At 68.1% G+C, this 19,169-nt stretch carries 20 protein-coding genes; 11 read left to right on the plus strand and 9 right to left on the minus strand.

All coding sequences use genetic code 11. The features are described from left to right. Positions 1-32 precede the first annotated feature (32 nt). On the plus strand, positions 33-389 hold the full coding sequence (locus AOM45_RS33975) for a winged helix-turn-helix transcriptional regulator (protein ID WP_030471025.1): 357 nt from the start codon (positions 33-35) through the stop codon (positions 387-389). On the opposite strand, the gene AOM45_RS33980 is transcribed toward AOM45_RS33975, so the two are convergent. Genes AOM45_RS33980 through AOM45_RS33990 form a run of 3 tightly spaced genes read right to left on the minus strand, consistent with a single transcriptional unit; the run spans position 386 to position 3,511 of the window. Next, complete coding sequence (locus AOM45_RS33980) at positions 386-1,282, minus strand: sugar ABC transporter permease (RefSeq protein WP_030471026.1); 897 nt, start codon at positions 1,280-1,282, stop codon at positions 386-388. The genes AOM45_RS33975 and AOM45_RS33980 overlap by 4 nt on opposite strands. Next, the gene (locus AOM45_RS33985; protein WP_030471027.1) at positions 1,282-2,199 is read right to left on the minus strand and encodes a carbohydrate ABC transporter permease; all 918 of its coding nucleotides are present in this window, start codon (positions 2,197-2,199) and stop codon (positions 1,282-1,284) included. Before AOM45_RS33985 ends, AOM45_RS33980 begins: the two co-directional genes overlap by 1 nt. A 55-nt stretch (positions 2,200-2,254) precedes the next feature. Next, positions 2,255-3,511 (minus strand): extracellular solute-binding protein, encoded by a 1,257-nt coding sequence (locus tag AOM45_RS33990; protein ID WP_030471028.1) that lies wholly within the window; start codon positions 3,509-3,511, stop codon positions 2,255-2,257. 222 nt (positions 3,512-3,733) lie between these two features. Here AOM45_RS33990 and AOM45_RS33995 point away from each other — a divergent pair, with 222 nt between their 5' ends. Together AOM45_RS33995 and AOM45_RS34000 are read left to right on the plus strand one after the other, a co-directional pair. Then, positions 3,734-4,771 carry a LacI family DNA-binding transcriptional regulator gene (locus AOM45_RS33995; protein WP_030471029.1) on the plus strand — a complete coding sequence of 346 codons (1,038 nt, stop codon included), beginning with the start codon at positions 3,734-3,736 and terminating at the stop codon, positions 4,769-4,771. A gap of 124 nt (positions 4,772-4,895) precedes the next feature. Then, positions 4,896-5,999: a LacI family DNA-binding transcriptional regulator gene (locus AOM45_RS34000; protein WP_030471030.1), complete on the plus strand. Its 1,104-nt coding sequence runs from the start codon at positions 4,896-4,898 to the stop codon at positions 5,997-5,999. A gap of 3 nt (positions 6,000-6,002) precedes the next feature. Here the strand turns inward: AOM45_RS34000 and AOM45_RS51250 are convergent, their stop codons facing one another. Next, a complete protein-coding gene (locus tag AOM45_RS51250; protein ID WP_156094179.1) occupies positions 6,003-6,671 on the minus strand; it encodes a hypothetical protein in 669 nt (222 codons plus the stop codon). Between the two features lie 153 nt (positions 6,672-6,824). Between AOM45_RS51250 and AOM45_RS34015 the strand changes: the two genes are divergently transcribed. The 3 genes from AOM45_RS34015 (at position 6,825) to AOM45_RS34025 (ending at position 8,794) form a co-directional block, all read left to right on the plus strand. Further along, positions 6,825-7,337 (plus strand): beta-class carbonic anhydrase, encoded by a 513-nt coding sequence (locus tag AOM45_RS34015; RefSeq protein ID WP_030471033.1) that lies wholly within the window; start codon positions 6,825-6,827, stop codon positions 7,335-7,337. Positions 7,338-7,415: 78 nt separating this feature from the next. Beyond that, positions 7,416-8,285, plus strand: coding sequence for an HhH-GPD family protein (locus AOM45_RS34020; protein WP_030471034.1), 870 nt, complete (start codon positions 7,416-7,418; stop codon positions 8,283-8,285). Continuing rightward, entirely contained in the window at positions 8,285-8,794 is a 510-nt protein-coding gene (locus tag AOM45_RS34025; protein WP_030471035.1) for a 2'-5' RNA ligase family protein, read from the plus strand. Before AOM45_RS34020 ends, AOM45_RS34025 begins: the two co-directional genes overlap by 1 nt. On the opposite strand, the gene AOM45_RS34030 is transcribed toward AOM45_RS34025, so the two are convergent. Continuing rightward, positions 8,743-9,489 (minus strand): alpha/beta fold hydrolase, encoded by a 747-nt coding sequence (locus tag AOM45_RS34030; RefSeq protein ID WP_030471036.1) that lies wholly within the window; start codon positions 9,487-9,489, stop codon positions 8,743-8,745. The genes AOM45_RS34025 and AOM45_RS34030 overlap by 52 nt on opposite strands. A gap of 15 nt (positions 9,490-9,504) precedes the next feature. Here AOM45_RS34030 and AOM45_RS34035 point away from each other — a divergent pair, with 15 nt between their 5' ends. Genes AOM45_RS34035 through AOM45_RS34045 form a run of 3 tightly spaced genes read left to right on the plus strand, consistent with a single transcriptional unit; the run spans position 9,505 to position 12,075 of the window. Beyond that, entirely contained in the window at positions 9,505-10,959 is a 1,455-nt protein-coding gene (locus tag AOM45_RS34035) for a M1 family metallopeptidase (protein ID WP_030471037.1), read from the plus strand. Between the two features lie 10 nt (positions 10,960-10,969). Beyond that, positions 10,970-11,281, plus strand: a complete 312-nt coding sequence (locus AOM45_RS34040) for an antibiotic biosynthesis monooxygenase family protein (protein WP_030471038.1) — start codon at positions 10,970-10,972, stop codon at positions 11,279-11,281. After that, positions 11,281-12,075 carry an SIR2 family NAD-dependent protein deacylase gene (locus tag AOM45_RS34045; RefSeq protein ID WP_030471039.1) on the plus strand — a complete coding sequence of 265 codons (795 nt, stop codon included), beginning with the start codon at positions 11,281-11,283 and terminating at the stop codon, positions 12,073-12,075. Before AOM45_RS34040 ends, AOM45_RS34045 begins: the two co-directional genes overlap by 1 nt. Here AOM45_RS34045 and AOM45_RS34050 read toward each other — a convergent pair. After that, positions 12,047-13,069 carry an endonuclease/exonuclease/phosphatase family protein gene (locus AOM45_RS34050; RefSeq protein WP_236703922.1) on the minus strand — a complete coding sequence of 341 codons (1,023 nt, stop codon included), beginning with the start codon at positions 13,067-13,069 and terminating at the stop codon, positions 12,047-12,049. The two genes, AOM45_RS34045 and AOM45_RS34050, sit on opposite strands and share 29 nt — an antisense overlap. A gap of 71 nt (positions 13,070-13,140) precedes the next feature. On the opposite strand from AOM45_RS34050, the gene AOM45_RS34055 reads away from it, so the two are divergent. After that, complete coding sequence (locus tag AOM45_RS34055) at positions 13,141-13,773, plus strand: DUF6928 family protein (RefSeq protein ID WP_030471041.1); 633 nt, start codon at positions 13,141-13,143, stop codon at positions 13,771-13,773. A gap of 1 nt (position 13,774) precedes the next feature. Here AOM45_RS34055 and AOM45_RS34060 read toward each other — a convergent pair whose 3' ends face one another. The 3 genes from AOM45_RS34060 to AOM45_RS34070 form a co-directional block, all read right to left on the minus strand. Beyond that, positions 13,775-14,614, minus strand: a complete 840-nt coding sequence (locus AOM45_RS34060; RefSeq protein ID WP_030471042.1) for a hypothetical protein — start codon at positions 14,612-14,614, stop codon at positions 13,775-13,777. A gap of 205 nt (positions 14,615-14,819) precedes the next feature. Continuing rightward, positions 14,820-15,347 (minus strand): hypothetical protein, encoded by a 528-nt coding sequence (locus tag AOM45_RS34065; RefSeq protein ID WP_030471043.1) that lies wholly within the window; start codon positions 15,345-15,347, stop codon positions 14,820-14,822. Positions 15,348-15,462: 115 nt separating this feature from the next. Further along, a complete protein-coding gene (locus AOM45_RS34070; RefSeq protein WP_030471044.1) occupies positions 15,463-18,024 on the minus strand; it encodes an ATP-dependent Clp protease ATP-binding subunit in 2,562 nt (853 codons plus the stop codon). Between the two features lie 319 nt (positions 18,025-18,343). Between AOM45_RS34070 and AOM45_RS34075 the strand changes: the two genes are divergently transcribed. Next, complete coding sequence (locus AOM45_RS34075; RefSeq protein WP_030471045.1) at positions 18,344-19,141, plus strand: (2Fe-2S)-binding protein; 798 nt, start codon at positions 18,344-18,346, stop codon at positions 19,139-19,141. Positions 19,142-19,169 lie beyond the last annotated feature (28 nt).

Consider the following 19,169-nt stretch of genomic DNA (forward strand, 5'->3'; position numbering starts at 1 on the left):
GTTAGTAGGTACCTAGAGGAAAGTGACTACCCGTGGAGCCCGTACCGGAGCTGGCCTGCCCGATCGCGCCCGTCGTCGACCTCGTCTTCAGTCGCTGGACGACACCGATCCTGTGGACGCTGAACCAGTACGGCCGCCAGCGGTTCGTCGAGCTGGAGCGGCGGATCGGCACGATCACGCCGAAGGTGCTGACGCAGCGGCTGCGGCAGCTGGAGCGCGACGGCCTGGTCACCAGGACCTACCACCCGGAGGTTCCTCCGCGGGTGGAGTACGAGATCAGCGAGCTGGGGCGCAGTCTCGCGCCGATCTTCCACAACCTCGCCGAGTGGTCGAAGCGCAACCTGACCCAGGTCGACGAGGCCAGGCTGCGCTACGACGGGACGAACTAACCCTTCACGGCGCCGGACGACAGCCCGGTCACCAGGAACCGCTGCACCAGGTAGAACACGATCACGGCGGGAATCGCCACCAGGATCGACGCGGCGGCGAGGTGCCCCCACTCGGTGCGGTTCTGCTGCACGAACACCTGGAGGCCGACGGCCAGCGTCTTCGACTCGTCCGCCGCCGACAGGAACGCCGACGCGAACGCGACCTCGCCCCACGCCGTCAGGAACGCGTAGAACGACGTCACCGCGAGACCCGGCTTGGCCAGCGGCATGATCAGCCGCCAGAACACGCCGAACGGCGAAAGTCCGTCCACGCGACCGGCTTCGTCGATGTCCGACGGGATCGTGTCGAAGTAGCCCTTGAGCATGTAGGTGCAGAACGGCACCGCGGTCGTGCAGTACACGAGCACCAGGCCGATCGAGAGTCCCTGCAGCCCGAGCGTCAGCAGGATGTTGTACAGCGGCACGATCAGCACCGCGAACGGGAACATCTGCACGACGAGGAACATCCACATCAGGGATCGCTTGCCGGGGAACCGGAAGCGGGAGGCCGCGTACCCGGTCGTCGCCGACAGGAACACCGCGATGACCGTCGTCAGCAGCGCGATGAGCACCGAGTTGCCGAACCAGGAGAGGAAGTCGCCCTTCTCCCCGTCCAGAATCCGCCCGTAGTTGTCCAAAGAGGACTCGTTGAACAGCTTCGGCGTCGTCTCGACGGCCTTGGCGTCCGGCTTGAACGACGTGACGAGCACCCAGAACACCGGGAACACGGCGATGACCGACGCGGTGATCAGCGCGGCGTGCAGGCCGAACGAGGCGAGCTTGGACCGCTCCGCGCGCTTGAGCCTGCGGTCGGTGGCCTTGACCACCTGCAACGACGTTGCGTCGAGCGTCATCACCACACCTCGCCTTGCGAACGCAGCGCACGGCGGTAGACCGTGGCGAAGACCAGCAGCACGGAAAGGATCAGCACGCCGTACGTCGACGCGATGGCGTAGTCGCGGGACGCTCCGGAGAAGAACCGCTCGAACGCGTACGTGACGAGGATGCGCGTGTTCGGGTTCGGGCCCGCGATCAGGTAGATCACCGGGAACATGTTGAACGTCCAGATGATGCCCAGCAGGATCACCGTCGACGACACCGAACGCAGGCCGGGCAACGTGACGTGCACGAAGCGCTGCCACGGCGTGGCACCGTCCACTTCGGCCGCTTCGTAGAGATCGCCGGGGATGGACTGCAGACCGCCGAGCAGCGCGACCATCTGGAACGGCACGCCGAGCCAGACGTTCACGATGATGACGGCGAGCAGCGCCCAGTTGGACTGGCCGAGCCACACCGGGTCCGGAAGCCCCAGAGAGCGCAGGAACTGGTTGATGATCCCGTACTGCGCGTTGAACATGTACTTCCACGCGAACGCGCTGATGAACGCGGGCACCGCCCACGGCAGGATCAGCAGGACGCGGTAGAGCGTGCGGCCCTTCACCTGGCGGTTGAGCAGCAGCGCCAGGCCGAGGCCGATCGTGTAGTGGAAGAACACGCAGCCGAACGTCCAGATGAGCGTGCGGACCAGCGTGCCCCAGAACGCCCCGTACGACGCGTCGCCGGACAGCACGTTCAGGTAGTTCTTGAAACCAACGCCCTCGTACGTCGCCGGCCGGTCGAGCACCGGGTTCGCGATGTTGGCCTCGTTGATGTTGGTGAAGGTGAAGAACACGCCCTGCGCGAGCGGGTAGAGCACCAACACTGCGATGACCACCACGACAGGCAGGACCATCGCGTACGCGTACCAGTGCCGTTCCAAGAACCGGCGCACCGATCTCTCCCTCCGACTAAGGGGTGGCCGGAGACCCGGCCACCCCGATCAGGAATCAGCCGACGGAGTACTCGGGAACGACGGTGTCCTTGTAGGCCTTGGCGACCTCGTCGAGCGCCGCCTTGGCTTCCTTCTTGCCGGCGAGGACGTCGGCGTAGGCGATCTTCAGCGGGTCGAACAGCTGGCCGCCCTCGGGGATCCACGGCCGGGCGTGCGCGGCCTTGGCGACCGGCTCGAACGCGGACACGACGGCGTTGGCCTTCACGTCGGCGTTGCTGTACGCGGACTTGCGGGTCGGCAGGAGGCCGAGCTCCTTGGCGACCTGGGCCTGCGAGTCGGCCGAGCTCATGCACTGGATGAACTTGATCGAGGACTGCTTGGCCTTGGTGCCCTGGCGGATCACGTAGTCGTGGCCACCGACCGGCGCGCTGCCCTTGCCGGCGGAGTCACCGGGGACCGGCGCGATGCCGAGGTTCGACGCGTCGGAGAACGCGGCGCCCTTGAGGTAGTCGGCGACGGCCCACGGACCGTTGATGACCATGGCGGCGTCACCGGACGAGAACGCGGCCTGCATGTTCGCGTAGGAGTTCGTCGGGTCGAGCGCGGTGGCAGCGGCCTTGGCGTCGAGCAGGCCCTTGGCGGTCTGCAGCGCCTTCACGTTCTCCGCGGAGTTGACCACGATCTTCTTCGCCTGAGCGTCGACCAGGTCGCCGCCCGCGCCGTAGATGAACGGCAGCGCGTAGTACGCGTCGTTGTTGAGGAAGAACGACTTCTCGCCGCCCAGCTTCGCGGACGCGGCCTTCAGCTCGTCCCACGTCTTCGGCGGCGTGACGCCGGCGTCGGCGAGCTTCTTCTTGTTGTACAGCAGGGCGAGCGAGTCGGTGACCTGCGGGACGCCCCACGACTTGCCCTCGTACTTCGTGGAACCCAGCGGGACCTCGAGGAAGTCGCCGGTGTCCTTCGCGAGGTCGGTGTCGCTCAGGTCGGCGACGAGGCCGTTCTTCGCCAGCTGCGGCACCCAGGCGACCTCGGAGCGGAACACGTCCGGTCCCTGACCACCCTGCGCGGCGGTCTTGTAGTTGTTCAGCGCCTGGTCGAACGCGACGGTCTCGGTCTTGACCTTGTAACCGTCCTTGGTGGCGCAGGCCTCCGCGATCTTCTTGAACACGGGGCTCTCGTTGGGGCCACTGGTGTCCCAGAAGGTCACTTCGCCCGAGTCGGATCCGCTGCTGCTCGATCCACCGCCTCCACAGGCGGTGAGCACGAGGGCGACACCCGTCGCCATGGCGGTCACGAGGGTTGTCCGTCGCATCGTTGCTGCCGTTCCCTCCAGCTGGGGCCTCATCCCGGAGTGAGATGAGGGTCTTGCAAGGTTTTGCGATAATGTTGCGGGCGATTTCACTACCAGAACCATGGTCAGGTCAAGACGTCGACCGTAACCAAGCCGTAACGGCACCGTCTTGCAAACGCTCGTTGCAAATTTTTTCCGGACACGGCAGGCTTGCCCCGCAACCGAGCTGAGCAGGGAGGCAACGTGTCCGGACTGTCCGAGATCGCGAGGGCAGCCGGGGTGTCCATCTCGACGGTGAGCCGCGTGCTGAACCGACGGGCGGGCGTCAACGAGGAGACCCGGCAGCGGGTGCTGTCGGTCCTCGCGGAGATGCCGTACACCCCCCGCGGCCTCGGCGCGCTCCAACGCACCGGGGTGATCGGCCTGCTCGTGCCGGAGCTCTCAAACCCGGTCTTCCCCGCGTTCGCCGAAGCCCTGGAGACGAGGGCCGCACGCCTCGGCTACTCCTCGCTGCTGTGCAACACCCGCAGCGGCGCCCCGATGGGCGAGGAGGAGTACGTCCGGATGCTCCTGGCCCGCGGGGTCGAGGGCATGGTGTTCGTGTCACCGGAGATCACCAACGTCGAGGTGCCGCTCGGTCAGGCGCCCCGGCCGAGCTACTACGCGAAGCTCGTCGCGGACGGCGTCCACATGGTCTTCCTGAACGGTGCCACGCCCGCGCTGGACGTGCCCGACGTGACGGTGGACGAGCAGCTCGCGGGCTACACGGCCACGAAGCACCTGATCGAGCTCGGCCACGAGCGGATCGGGTTCGTCTCGGGCCCGGCACGCTCGTTGCCCTCCCGACTGAAGCGCGCCGGCTGGGCGGCCGCTTTGGAGGAGAACCACCTGCCGGCCGGCTCGGAGTACGTCTCGCACGCGCCGTTCAGCGCGGAGGGCGGCGGCCAGGCCCTGGCCAAGTTGCTCGACACGGTGACGCCGACCGCGGTGATCTGCTCCTCGGACCACATGGCGCTCGGCGTCATGCGCGAAGCACACCAACGAGGGATTTCCGTACCGGACGACCTGTCCGTCGTGGGATTCGACGACATTCCATTGGCCGCCTATTCGTCGCCCGCTCTGACCACGCTCGCGCAGCCGATCGAGGAGATGGCGGCGGCCGCGATCGACGAGCTCGTGCTGCGTCTGGACCCGGATCGCCGCAGGCAGGGCACCGACAACTACACCCGCGTGTTCCGGCCGCGACTGGTCGTCAGGGAGTCGACAGCCCCACCGAAGTGAGACGCTTAGTGGTCTGGACCAAATTCTGAACAAGGCAGATGGGTCAACCAGGGCGGATGCGTCATTTGAGGGACACAGGTCACCCTCGCTTCACGAATTGGTTCTGAACCGTTACGGTCCTTTCATGGCGCGGTCGATGCATGTGCGACGTCCGGCAACGTTGGCCTCTCTGGCCGCTGAGCTGGGCGTTTCCCGGACAACGGTGTCCAACGCGTACAACCGTCCCGACCAGCTCTCCCCCGAGCTGAGGCGGCGGGTGTTGGACACGGCCCGAAGGCTGGGTTATCCCGGCCCGGACCCTGTGGCGCGCTCGTTGCGCACGCGCAAGGCCGGGGCGGTGGGCCTGTTGCTCACCGAGAACCTCTCCTACGCGTTCCGCGACCCGGCCGCGATCGGCTTCCTCGAGGGCCTCGCACTGGCGTGTGAAGACGCCGGCACGGGCCTGTTGCTGGTGCCCGCCAACCCGGAGCGCGAGGACGTCGCGTCGGTGCACCGCGCGGGCGTCGACGGCTTCGTCGTCTACTCGGTCCCGGACGACGACCCGCACCTCGCCGCCGTGCTGGAGCGCCCGGTGCCCACCGTGGTCTGCGACCAGCCGGACCTCGGCACGGTCGACCGGGTCGGCATCGACGACCGCGGCGCGATGTACGAGCTCGCGAAGCACCTGATCTCGTTGGGGCACCGGAGGATCGGCGTCGTGTGCATGCGTCTGGCGCGCGACCGCAACGACGGCTTCGTGACCGCGGACCGCCAGCACGCCGCGCACTTCCACGTGCAGCGCAACCGCCTGTCCGGTCTGGCGGAGGCGTTCAGCGAGGCGGGCGTCGACTGGTCGCAGGTGCCCGTGGTCGAGCGCTTCGACCACAACATGGCCTCCGGCGCGTCCGGCGCGGCCCAGGTCCTCGACCGCGACCCGCAGGTGACCGCGTTGATCTGCACCTCGGACGTGCTGGCGCTCGGCGCGCTGACCGAGGCCGCCCGCCGCGGCCTGCGCGTGCCGCACGACATCACGGTGACCGGCTTCGACGGCATCCGCGCCGGCGAGGAGGCAGGGCTCACGACGGTCCGTCAGCCGGTGATGGAGAAGGGCCGGGCGGCGGGCAAGCTGCTGCTCGACGCGAACGAGCGGTCGCGGCCGCGGTCGGTCAACCTCGCCACGGAGCTGATCATCGGCAAGACGTCGGGGGCGCCGCGCGGTGGTGCCGAGGAGCGTTGGTTCGGGCCGTGAGTCTCAGTACTCCAGCCTGAAGACGGTTGGTGAGCTGGCCTTCCCGGCCAGCTTCGCCACCAGCAGGTAGTCGCCGGGCCCCAGCCGGGTGTGCGCACCGCACCCCGGCTTCGAGGTGGAGCCCGCCCACTTCGTGCCGTAGTTGAAGATCTCCTTCGGCTGCATGACCCGCACCTCGGTGCCCGCGGTCGCCAGGCAGTGGTTGCTGGACCACAGCAACGTCGCGCCGTCAGCGGTCATGACCGTGAGCTCGCGGTGCTGCCGGCCGATGTCCTTGATGCACGGCGCGGTCCCGTTGTTGACCACGTCCATCGACAGTTCCGGCTGGTCACCGATGGTGTAGAAGGGCTTGTTGGCCTTGGCCACGATCCCGATCACGTCGTCAGGACAGGGCTGCGGCGGTCCGGGCGGCGGAGGCGGAGGCGTGGTCTCGGTGGGCGAGGGCGGCGGCGTGGTCGAGGAGGACGACGCGGCGGCCGCCTCGGACAGGCTCGGCGGCGGGTTGGACGACGACGCCGCGGCCGCGTTCGTCGGCTGGGCGGTCTCGTCGTTCGAGCCGAACATCCCGACGATCCAGATCACGAGCACCAGCGTGGCCAGCGCGGCACCGATCGCGGCGACGCGGCGGCGCCAGTACACCGTGGACGGCAGCGGTCCTGTGGGCTCGATCACGGCCCGAAACTAGCCCGACCAGGTGGAATCCAGCGGTAGGCGAGCATCGCTCGATCCGGTGAACGTGATATTGACCCTCTTCCCCTTGTGAACGGCTGCTAACACGAGTTCCAATCGACGCGGGGTGTCCGCCGGTAGGCCATGGAGGTTGTCATGACCGCGATCGACGAACTGCTCAAGCGGAACTACGAGCTCGGGAACGTGGTTCCAGGAGACCGTTCGTCCGCGAAGCCGTCCCTGCAGGTGGCGATTCTGACCTGCATGGACTCGCGCATCCGGGTGTTCGAGATCTTCGGGTTGAAGCAGGGTGAGGCGCACGTGCTGCGCAACGCGGGCGGTGTCGTCACCGACGACATGATCCGTTCACTCGCGCTGAGCCAGCGCAAACTGGGCACGCGCGAGGTGCTGCTGGTGCACCACACGAACTGCGGCCTCGAGATGGTGACCGAGGACGACTTCAAGGACGAGCTGGAGACCGACACCGGCCTGCGCCCGACCTGGGCGGTCGAGGCGTTCAAGGTGGTCGAGCAGAGCGTGCGCGGCTCGATGGCGCGGCTGCGGCGCAGCCCGTTCATCCCGCACACCGACAAGATCCGCGGCTTCGTCTACGACGTGCACACGGGCGAGCTGCGCGAGGTCGACGCGGCGGAGTCCCAGGCCGCCTGACTTCTCCGCACGCGGGGAGCTTTCGTGCACTCTGAGCGCACGAAAGCTCCCCGCGTGCGTTTGCGAGAATGGCGCGCGATGAATCACGAGTTGCTGCTTGGCTGGTGGGACACCGCCGCGCGCGACCTGCCGTGGCGCCGCCCTTCGTGCACCGCCTGGGGCGTACTGGTCAGCGAGATCATGCTGCAGCAGACGCCCGTTTCACGCGTCGAACCGATCTGGCACGAGTGGCTGGCGAAGTGGCCGGTGCCGTCCGCGATGGCCGCCGCGCCGCAGGGCGAAGTGCTGCGGATGTGGGGGAAGCTCGGCTATCCCCGCCGCGCCTTGCGCCTGCACGAGGCCGCTACCGCGATCGCGCGCGACCACGGCGACGTCGTGCCGTCAGACGTTTCGGTGCTGGAGTCGCTGCCGGGCATCGGGAGCTACACGGCTCGTGCGGTCGCCACGTTCGCGTACGGGCAGAAGTGCGCTGTCGTCGACACGAACGTCCGACGGGTCGTCGCGCGCGCTGTGCACGGAGCTGGTGATGCCGGGCCGCCGTCGACCAAGCGCGATCTCCGTGACGTCGAGGCTCTGCTGCCGGAGGACCAAGACGATGCCGCGGTGTTCTCGGCGGCGTTGATGGAGCTCGGGGCGTTGATCTGCACGGCCAAGAACCAGAAGTGCGCCGACTGCCCGCTGTACGACGTGTGCGCGTGGCAGCTCGCCGGGCGTCCTGCGTATGCCGGGCCGGAGAAGAAGGTGCAGAAGTTCGCCGGGACGGATCGGCAGGTGCGGGGCAAGCTGCTCGACGTGCTGCGCGGGGCGCCGGGGCCGGTGCCCAAGGCTCAGCTCGACATCGTCTGGAACGACATCACTCAGCGGGAGAAGTGCCTGGTCTCGCTGCTCGACGACGGACTGGTCGAGCAGACTCGGGACGGGCTGTTCGCACTACCGGGGGAACACTGATGCACGCGCTGGTGGCGTTCTTCGACGACGAGGCGGACAAGAAGGTCCGCGACCTGTGGCGGCAGGTCGGCACGGAGCACGAGTACCCGCCGCACCTCACGTACGCCATCGCGAGCACCATCGGCCCCAAGGTCCGCAAGGAGCTGCGGACCGACCTGGAGCGGCTGTGGATGCCGGACCTCTGGCTGCACACGCTCAGCACGTTCTCGACGGTCGAGAACGTGCTGATGCTCGCCGCCGTGGTCGACGCAGAGCTGCTGGCCGTGCACTCGGCGATCCACGACGTGCTGGCGAGCAACGTGAAGAATCCGAGCGCGTACTACCTGCCCGGCAGCTGGGTACCGCACTGCACCCTGGTCCACGGCATCGACGACGAGGCGATGAAGGCCGCGTTCGCCAAGATCTTCCCGGTCGAGCCGATCCGAGCGAAGGTCCGCGAAGTCTCCGTCGTCGACACTCAGACCGGCGAGATCGACGTGCTCAAGAAGGCCTCCACGGCCCCGCGGTAAACCCACGGCGCGCTGGCGTGCACGACGTGGCCGGCTTCCGGCACGTGCAGGTACTGGCCGTTCGACCTGCGCGCGGCTTCCTCCATCTGGTGCGGCAGCTGCCCGCCCCTGCCCGCCTCGATGACCAGCGACGGGCAGCGAACCTCCGAGATGAAGTCCCAGTACGCCCGCGTGCCCCAGTGGGTGGCGATTTCGTAGAGGTCGTCCATCGACGCGATCAGGTGCCAGCCGTCAGCGCGTTCCTCGAAGTACTCGGCGAACACCGGCGAGCCGAAGTACGACGTCACGTGCGCGACCGACTGGAACGGCACCGGCCACGCGTCGAAGAGCCACTTCCACTCGTCGATCGTCCTGCCCCTGTTGTCCGGGGCGAAGTCCTCGACCACAATCGCGCTGACCAGGTCCGGACGGGTCGCCGCGAGACACCACGCGTGCAGCCCGCCCATGGAGTGCCCGATCACCACGGCGGGTCCGAGGCCGAGGTCCTCGATGGCGGCAGCGGCATCGGCGACGAAGTCCTCGGTGCGAAACGGTCCCCGCTGCGGGTTTCGGCCGTGCCCGCGCTGGTCGATCCCGACGACGCGGCCGAACGGCCTGAGCCACTGCGCCACCGGCCACCAGGCCGCGGCCCTGCTCATCAGGCCGTGCAGGAGCAGCACGCCTTGGCCCGTTCCGCCGAACTCCACCACCGACACAGGGATGATTAACGCATGAAGGCCCGCCCGTACCTGATCGCCCTGGTGCTGATCGTGCTCGTCGCAGGTCTGCTCGTCGTGTTCCGCACGCCGGGCAGCGATCCCGCGCGGCAGCCACGCCAGGAGACGTCACCGGAGGCCGCCGTGGAGGCCGGTGCGGGCGCGGGCGACGCCTACTACCCGACGGACGGCAACAGCGGCTACGACGTCGGCCTCTACGACCTCGCGATCACCTACGACCCCGGCTCGAAGAAGCTGGACGGCGTCGCGACGATCACCGCGACCGCGTCGCAGGACCTCTCGCGCTTCAACCTGGACCTCGAGGGCCTGAAGGTCAGCGACGTGAAGGTGGGCGGCCGGCCCGCGAAGTTCGCGCAGGAAGGCGACCACGAGCTGGTCATCACGCCCGCCGCGCCGCTCGCGAACGGCAAGCAGTTCACCGCCGTCGTCACCTACGGCGGCGAGCCCACGACGATCAACGACGCCTCGCTGGGCCGCAGCGGCTGGCAGATCTCGTCGACGGGCGGCGCGTTCGCCGCTGGTCAGCCGCATTCAGCGACGACGTGGTTCCCCGCCAACGACACCCCGCGCGACAAGGCGGCGCTCAAGATCGCGGCCCGCGTCCCCGACGGCTGGACGGCGGTCTCGAACGGCCAGGAGGGTCCGGTCACGCGCGACGGCGGCTGGACGACGTTCAACTGGTCCGAGGAGACACCGCTCGCGACCTACGTGGCCACCGTGGCGATCGACAAGTTCGAGCTCGTGCGCTCGAAGCTCCCGAGCGGCACCCCCGTCCTCGACGCCTACGCCCCCGGCACGTCGGCGCAGAAGAAGCCGATCCAGGCGCGGGTGCCGGAGATCCTGGCGTACCTGGAGACGAAGTTCGGCCCGTACCCGCAACGCGCGGCGGGGAGCATCTGGGTGGCCGACCAGATCGGGTTCTCCCTGGAGACCCAGACCCGCCCGATCTACGCGTCGTGGGCGGATCTCGAAACCGTCGTGCACGAGAACGCCCACCAGTGGTTCGGCGACTCGGTGTCGATCAAGAACTGGGCGGACATCTGCCTGAACGAGTGCCTCGCCTCCTACTCGCAGTGGCTGTGGCTGGAGAAGGAGGGCACGAACCTCGACGACCGCTACCGCTCCCGCGTCCAGGAGCTCCGCGGCCGGTCGTCGTTCTGGGCGCCGAAGCTCTACGACATGGGCAAGGGCAACGAGTTCAGGGGCGTCTACGACAAGGGCCTCCTGGGGATGCACGCGCTGCGCAAGCAGGTCGGGGACGACGTGTTCTTCAAGGCCCTGCAGTCGTGGGCCGCGAAGCACCGGGACGGCAACGCCACCTGGCCCGAGTTCGAGAACCACTTCGAGGAGGCGTCCGGGCAGCAGCTGGACGGCTTCTTCAAGGCCTGGTTCCGCGACTCGGGCATTCCGGAAGATCAGTACCTGCTGCCTGCCGGAGTGCGCCGCTAGTGTGGACGTCATGGCAGTCGTGAAGATCAACGCGATCAAGGTCCCCGAGGGCGCAGGCCCCGAGCTGGAGAAGCGGTTCGCCGCCCGCCTCGGCGCGGTCGACGACCAGCCCGGCTTCCTCGGCTTCGAGCTCCTGCGGCCGGTCGCGGGCGAGGACCGCTACTTCGTCGTCACGCACTGGGAGACGGACGAGGACTTCGTGGCCTGGCGCGACGGGCAGGCCGGTGCGGCGGCGCACTCGGGTGAGCGCGCGAAGCCCGTGTCGACCGGCGCCGACCTGCTGGAGTTCGAGGTCGTGCTGGGGAGCAAGCCCAAGCAGTGATCGACGAGGCCTACGACAGAGCCGCCGAGCTGATCGCCGGTGCGGACGCGGTGCTCGTCTGCGCCGGCGCCGGCATGGGGGTCGACTCCGGTCTGCCGGACTTCCGCGGCACCGAGGGCTTCTGGCGGGCTTATCCGCCGTACGAGCGGCTCGGGCTGAAGTTCGAGGAGATCGCGGATCCTGTGCACTTCGCGGACGATCCCGCGCTGGCGTGGGGTTTCTACGGCCACCGGTTGCACCTCTACCGCGCCACCGTGCCGCACGAGGGCTTCGAGATCCTGCGCGGGTGGGGCGCCCGCGTCTTCACGTCCAACGTGGACGGACAGTTCCAGAAGGCCGGCTTCACCGACGTCGCCGAGGTCCACGGGTCGATCCACCACGTCCAGTGCGTGGAGCCGTGCACCGACGAGATCTGGGAGTGCTCGTTCGACGTCACCGTGGATCGAGAGTCGATGCGGGCCGTCGGTGAGCTGCCGTCGTGCCCGAACTGCGGCGGGCTGGCCAGGCCCAACATCCTCATGTTCGGCGACTGGGGCTGGGTGCCGCACCGCAGCCAGGCGCAGCTCGACGCGCTCACCGAGTGGCGGCGGGCGCAGCAACGGCTGGTGGTGATCGAGATCGGCGCGGGCACCGCGGTTCCCACCGTGCGGCGTCAGGCCGAGCTGGCGAGCGCCGCCTCCGGTTCGCTGATCCGGATCAACACCCGCGAGCCCGAGGTCCGGCACGGCCGTGGCGTGTCGCTGCCCGCCGGGGCCGCGGAAGCGCTCAGAACTTTGGCACGACGAACTGCGTGACGACGGCCCGGTGGTCGCTGCCGGGCACGTCGAACACGTCCGTCGTGTCGACCGGGCAACGCTGGTCAACCAGCACGTGGTCGATGGTGACCGGCGGCGGCCAGATGCCGCTGTTGCTCGGCCAGGTGTGGATCAGGCCCTTGCCCACCTGGTCGGCGGCGTCGACGTAACCCTTGTTCAGCAGGCGCGTGATGCCGACGTGGTCGAGGGTGGCGTTGAAGTCGCCCGCGAGCACCCTGATCGCGCCGGTCGAGTCGGGGCTGGGCAGCCCGGCCAGCTCTCGTTGCCACGCCTCGGGACCGGCCGTGACGACCGGCGGCAGCGGGTGCACCGAGACGACCTCGATGTCCTTGCCCGGCAGGTCCACGACCGCGCCGGCCTGCTGCAACGTGCCCGGCGGGGTCAGGTTCCGCTGCGTGAGCGGGTACTTCGAGGCGATGCCGCTGCCGGACCCGCCCGGCTCGTCCAGGAAGACGCGGTTGGGCAGCACCTGGTCGAGGCCCGCGCGTTCGAGGTCGCGCACCATCTCCGGCGTCAGCTCCTGCAGCGCCAGAATGTCGATCTTGCGCGCCCTGACCTCCCTGACGATCGCCTCCGCGTCCGCCATGCCGACGAGGAGGTTCGAGGTCATCACCCGGACCGGTTGTCCCACGCCGTTCGGCCGCGAGTCGGAGAACGCCCTCGGCGCGACGTTCGCGACCATCACGACCGCCACGAGGGTCATCGTCAGCCCGACGGCCCACCTCCTGCGCAGCAGCGCGAACAGGCCGACCAGCAGCCCCGCGACGGTGACGTACGGAGTCAGCGAGGTCGTGGCGATCATGTACCGGGTGCCGTCGATGCCGAGCAGCCTGACCATCGCCGCCGCGACGAACGCCATCGCACACACGACCAGCAGGAACGTGGTGAAACCGCTCTGGGGCGGCTTCACCTCGGTGGTGACCACGCCGTGCAGCGTGCCCGAGTGCGCGTCAGTCTCCGGTGTGGTCGCCACAGTCTGAGGACGGTTGGCGGCGGGCTCCCGTTGCGTCGGAAAGTGTCAGACCTGTCCGGCATGCTGACCTCATGGGAACCAAGGACTGGATGCTCTTCTACGCATCCGGCGAGGTCAGCGAGGTGCTGCGCTCGTCACCGAAGATCGACCGCGAAGCCACCGCGGCCCTGGTCGCGCGGCTCTACCCGTCGTGCGACATCCGCCCGATCGCCGACGGCTCCCTCTACTCGTCCAACCCGCCGAAGGGCGAGGTCTACGCCGCCGTCTTCCCCGGCCTGTCGATCGTCTGCACCCAGGACGCCGCGGGCGACGCCCCGACCGAGCTCGACGCGCGCTTCGTCGGCGAAGCCGCCGGCCGCACGCTGTACCTGCACGCCATGCACAGCGTCGTGGACTTCTTCGCGTACGCCATCTGGCGGCCGGACGGCACCCTGCGGCGCTCGTTCAGCCTCTCGCCGGACAGCGGCGTGATCTCCGACGTCGGCACTCCCCTGCCGTTCGAGGAGAAGTACCTGGCGGGCGATCCGGAGTTCCTCGAAAGCCTCGACGACGAGGACGAGTACCCGTTCCGCTTCCACCCGCTCGACCTGGGAGAAGCGGCGCTGCGCGCGTTGTTCGGCTTCAACTACGAAGGTGTGATCCAGGACGACGACCCCGATCTGGAGGAGATCGTGCTGGCGGGCTACGCCGTCACACCACGCTGACTCAGACCGTTGCCGCGGGGTGCCTCGGCCGTGCGCCGGGCATCCTGTCGAGCAGCCCGCAGATCGTTTCGACGACGCCCATCAGGTCGTCGGGGTAGATGTGGTCGTGCACCACCAGGTAGACGAAGCCCGACTCGAAGGTCAGCGACAGCCCCTTGGCGAAGGCGGGCAGACTCCCTTCCTGGTCGATGATCCAGTGCAACGCGCCGAAGTTCAGCTCCCTGGCCGCCGCGGCCGGGTCGCTGCCGTACGCCGAGAACTCCTGGTCCATCGGAGGCGGCAGCGGAACCGGCACCCACTGGGCGTCAGCCTGCTTCGCCGTCTCCGGTTCGTAGCTGACGCTCTGCGTCCACTCGGACTCGAGCTGGCTCGGAGACAACGGCTGTCCGTTGGTGACGTTGTACTTGGTCGGCCGCCTGACCTTCAGCGGTGCCAGGCGAGCGGTGGCGATCTCGACGCGGTGCTCTTGCAGCCAGCGCACACCGAATCCGCGCGAGTCGTACCTGACCGACGCTTCCGTCACCCTGACGTGCCACGGACCGCGTTGGAAGTCCAGCGAGAGGTCGAACTGCCGCTTCGACCGGAGCGCGACCGAGAACTCGTTCCGGAAGGGCTTGCAGAGCTCGGCCGTCCACATGGCCGCTTCGCCGGGGCCGAGCAGCCTGCCACCGAGGCGCTGCGCCAACGGAGTCAGCGCGGCGATCTGCGCCTCGCGCCGTTTCGCGTGGCCGCGGAAGTGCCACCAGCGCCGGACGACCAGGAACACGATCGCCGCAGCAGTCCAAGCCAGGAAGTACGGCGTCAGGACCACGTTGTGAAGGATCTTCAGCAGAATGTCCATGGTCAGATGTCCAGAAACCCTTCGATGCGCTGCTTCGAACGATCCGTGCCCTGAGCGACCAGCTGCTCGAATGCCGCCGATGGCACAAGAACTTCCCGCGGGGACTCCGCTCGGGCAAGATCACGCGAGCGGCCGCAATAGTCGCAGGACGAGTTTCGGGTTCGCGGCGAAACGGGCAAATCCGGCCGGTGAAGTGATGTGATCCTCAGAGGACGGCCGTGGGATCGCGCGGCTGGACAACGGGCATCCGGTCGAGCGTCTCGATGATCATGCCTACCAGGAACTCGATCTCGTCGGCCCGCACCTGACCTCCGCACACCGCGTGCACGAAACCGTCCTCGAAGGACAGTTCGAAGAACTCGAAAGTGAGCTCGCGCGCCGGCAACGGCATCGTCGCGACCTCGACCCAGTGCTCGTGTGCCAGGAGGTTCTTGTCCATCCGCGCGACGGAGGCCTCGGTCACCCGGACGTGCCACGGCCCGCGCTGGAAGCTCAGCGTCAGTTCCGGCTCGAACCTCGAACGCTGGAGGCGAGGAGTCCACGCGGCCGCTTCACCAGGGCCGGAAAGGAAACCACCCAGCTTCGAGGCCAGCTCGGTCAGGGCGGGGGTCTGCTCGGCGACGGCCTGCGCGCGGGCACGGGCACGCTGCTGAGGCCTCAGGGCGAACACCACGACGAGGCCGGCGATGAAGACCACGACCAACGGGTTCAGCAAGAACGCCAACGTGTCCACGTGCCCCTCCGGCGGAAGCGTCTCACCTCAGGAGTCGCCGCGGGCGCAGATCGTTGAACGGACAGACGAGAACGGCCCCCAGGAAGCCTGGAGGCCGTTCTGTCGTGCTGCTAGATCACTCGGTCTCGGTCGCCGGAGCGTCCTGCGACTCGGCGGCCGCGGGCGCCGCGAGATCGACCGGCGGGGCGTCCGGCACGCGGTTCGGCTTGGCCTCGCCGCGGAACACGAACTTCGCCTTGTCGTGCTGGTCCGACTCGCCGTCCCAGCCCTCGACGTCGGTGATGATGATCTGGCCCGGCTGGATCTCGCCGAACAGGATCTTCTCCGACAGGGTGTCCTCGATCTCGCGCTGGATCGTCCGGCGCAGCGGGCGGGCGCCCAGCACCGGGTCGAAGCCGCGCTTCGCGAGCAGCGCCTTGGCACGATCGGTGAGCTCGATCGCCATGTCCTTGTTCTTCAACTGCGCCTCGACGCGGGCGATCATCAGGTCCACCATCTTGATGATCTCGTCCTGAGTCAGCTGGTGGAAGACGATGATGTCGTCGATGCGGTTGAGGAACTCGGGGCGGAAGTGCTTCTTCAGCTCGTCGTTGACCTTGTTCTTCATGCGCTCGTAGTTGGACGCGGTGTCCTGACCCGAGGTGAAGCCGAGGCCGACGGCCTTGCTGATGTCCGACGTGCCCAGGTTCGACGTGAAGATGATGACGGTGTTCTTGAAGTCCACCGTCCGGCCCTGACCGTCGGTCAGGCGGCCGTCCTCCAGCACCTGGAGCAGCGTGTTGTAGACCTCCTGGTGGGCCTTCTCGATCTCGTCGAAGAGCACGACGGAGAACGGCTTGCGGCGCACCTTCTCGGTGAGCTGGCCGCCCTCTTCGTAGCCGACGTAACCGGGAGGGGCACCGAAGAGCCGCGACGCGGTGTACCGGTCGTGGAACTCGCCCATGTCGATCTGGATGAGCGCGTCGTCCTCGCCGAACAGGAAGTTCGCGAGCGCCTTCGAGAGCTCGGTCTTACCGACGCCGGACGGGCCGGCGAAGATGAACGAGCCGGAGGGGCGCTTCGGGTCCTTCAGACCGGCGCGGGTGCGGCGGATCGCCTGCGACACGGCCTTGACCGCGTCGACCTGGCCGATGATCCGCTTGTGCAGCTCGTCCTCCATGCGGAGCAGACGCGTGGTCTCCTCCTCGGTGAGCTTGAACACCGGGATGCCGGTCCAGTTGGCGAGGACCTCGGCGATCTGCTCGTCGTCGACCTCCGCGACGACGTCCAGGTCACCGTCCTTCCACTGCTTCTCCCGCTCGGCCTTCTGGCCCAGGAGCTGCTTCTCCGCGTCACGCAGCTTCGCCGCACGCTCGAAGTCCTGCGCGTCGATCGCGGACTCCTTGTCGCGACGGACGTCCGCGATCTTCTCGTCGAACTCGCGCAGGTCCGGCGGAGCGGTCATGCGGCGGATGCGCATGCGCGCGCCGGCCTCGTCGATGAGGTCGATCGCCTTGTCCGGCAGGAACCGGTCGTTGATGTACCGGTCGGCCAGCGTGGCGGCGGCGACCAGCGCGGAGTCGGTGATCGAGACGCGGTGGTGCGCCTCGTACCGGTCGCGCAGGCCCTTGAGGATCTCGATGGTGTGCTCGAGCGACGGCTCGCCCACCTGGATCGGCTGGAAGCGGCGCTCCAGCGCGGGGTCCTTCTCGACGTGCTTGCGGTACTCGTCGAGCGTGGTGGCACCGATCGTCTGCAGCTCACCGCGCGCGAGCATCGGCTTCAGGATCGAAGCCGCGTCGATCGCGCCCTCGGCGGCACCCGCACCGACGAGCGTGTGGATCTCGTCGATGAACAGGATGATGTCGCCGCGCGTGCGGATCTCCTTGAGGACCTTCTTCAGGCGCTCTTCGAAGTCACCGCGGTAGCGCGAGCCCGCGACCAGCGAGCCGAGGTCGAGCGTGTAGAGCTGCTTGTCCTTGAGCGTCTCGGGCACCTCGCCCTTGACGACCATCTGCGCCAGTCCCTCGACGACGGCCGTCTTGCCGACGCCGGGCTCGCCGATGAGGACCGGGTTGTTCTTGGTGCGGCGGGACAGCACCTGCATGACCCGCTCGATCTCCTTGGTGCGCCCGATCACCGGGTCGAGCTTCCCCTCACGGGCCGAAGCCGTGAGGTTGCGCCCGAACTGGTCGAGGACCAGGGACGACGACGGGGTGCCCTCGCCACGCCCAGGCGACTCCGACGAACCCTTCTCCGTCGAGTAGCCGGACAGCAGCTGCAGCACCTGCTGCCGCACCCTGTTCAGGTCGGCGCCGAGCTTCACGAGGACCTGCGCCGCGACGCCTTCGCCCTCGCGAATCAACCCGAGCAGGATGTGCTCGGTGCCGATGTAGTTGTGGCCGAGCTGAAGCGCCTCGCGCAGCGAGAGCTCCAGGACCTTCTTCGCACGGGGGGTGAAGGGGATGTGTCCACTCGGAGCCTGCTGGCCCTGGCCGATGATCTCTTCGACCTGCTGGCGGACGCCCTCCAGCGCAATCCCCAACGACTCGAGCGCCTTGGCGGCGACACCTTCACCCTCGTGGATCAGACCCAGGAGGATGTGCTCGGTGCCGATGTAGTTGTGGTTGAGCATCCGTGCCTCTTCTTGGGCAAGGACAACCACCCGCCTCGCGCGGTCGGTGAACCTTTCGAACATTCGCACTCCCTGACTGCTGCGTCGGCGGTCCTCGGCTCCACCGATCTACCCTGGTGAGCGCGGCACCGTGGCTCCACTGTAGTGGGCGGCCCCGAGACCCGTGGTTCCCACAAGCGCCCATGGGCGTCCGGGGAACAGTGACATCAGCATCAACGCAGGTCGAGGGCAACGGATTCCACAGATCGGGCGATGTCCGCTCAGCGCGAACACCGCCGAGTTGAGCCATATTCCTGTGACCGGGCCCACCTCGCCGGGCACAATGCGGTCATCTTTGGGTAAGGTTAGGCAAGCCTCATACCCATGAGATAGGAAGCGCGCGTTGACCGTACCGGCGAGGGTCTCACAGAAGAACCCGCGTGCGCTCACGCCTCTGGCCGAATCCATCGCCCGCCTCGACGTGGGCACCGACATCAGCTTCGGCCCTCCGCCCAGCGACTGGACGATCTGCTCCGACCTCCTGTCCGAGCCCACCAAGTTCGACCTGTGGCGCAAAGACCTGGCCGAGTGGCTCGTAGAGCAGTACGGCGAGTCCGACGACCGAGCCACCGCCGGCTACATCATGGGTTGGTACCTCAACGTCCCCGGTTACCTCGCAGGCCTGCTCTTCCACACGGCCCGCCGAGTCCCCACCCTCAAGCCCTGCGACACCGCGTTCCGCATCGCCCAGGACGGCCGCCCCCACCCGGACGGCATGGCCATCCTCAGCGACGAGTTCGCCTGCCTCCCGGACGACCCGGCCTCAAACCACCCAGCCGCAACAGTCGTCCCCTCAGAAGCCGCCCTGGCCGCCCTGCTACGCGCCCGCTACGCGGCCCACGCGGCCCAGTTCGTCGCCTCGTTCGGCCAGGTGGTCCGCTTCGGCCGCCGCCAACTCTGGGCAGCAGCCACCGACATGCTCGAATACGGCCCCTGGGCAGCAGGCCGAGTGTGCGGCGACGAGAACGCAGGCGTCACCGAGGCAGCCCTGATCCTCCCCGAAAAGCTCGAACCTTTCGTCTCCGCCTCAACCCTGCACCTCACCAACGAGGGCTGGAAGCGCAAGCGGAACAGCTGCTGCTTCCACTACGTCCTCCCAGAGGCAGAGCCCTGCACGGCCTGCCCACGCACCTGCTCCTGATCAGCCCGATGCCGAAGGCGAGCCGACG

The organism is Lentzea aerocolonigenes (assembly GCF_000974445.1).
Classification (GTDB): domain Bacteria; phylum Actinomycetota; class Actinomycetes; order Mycobacteriales; family Pseudonocardiaceae; genus Lentzea; species Lentzea aerocolonigenes.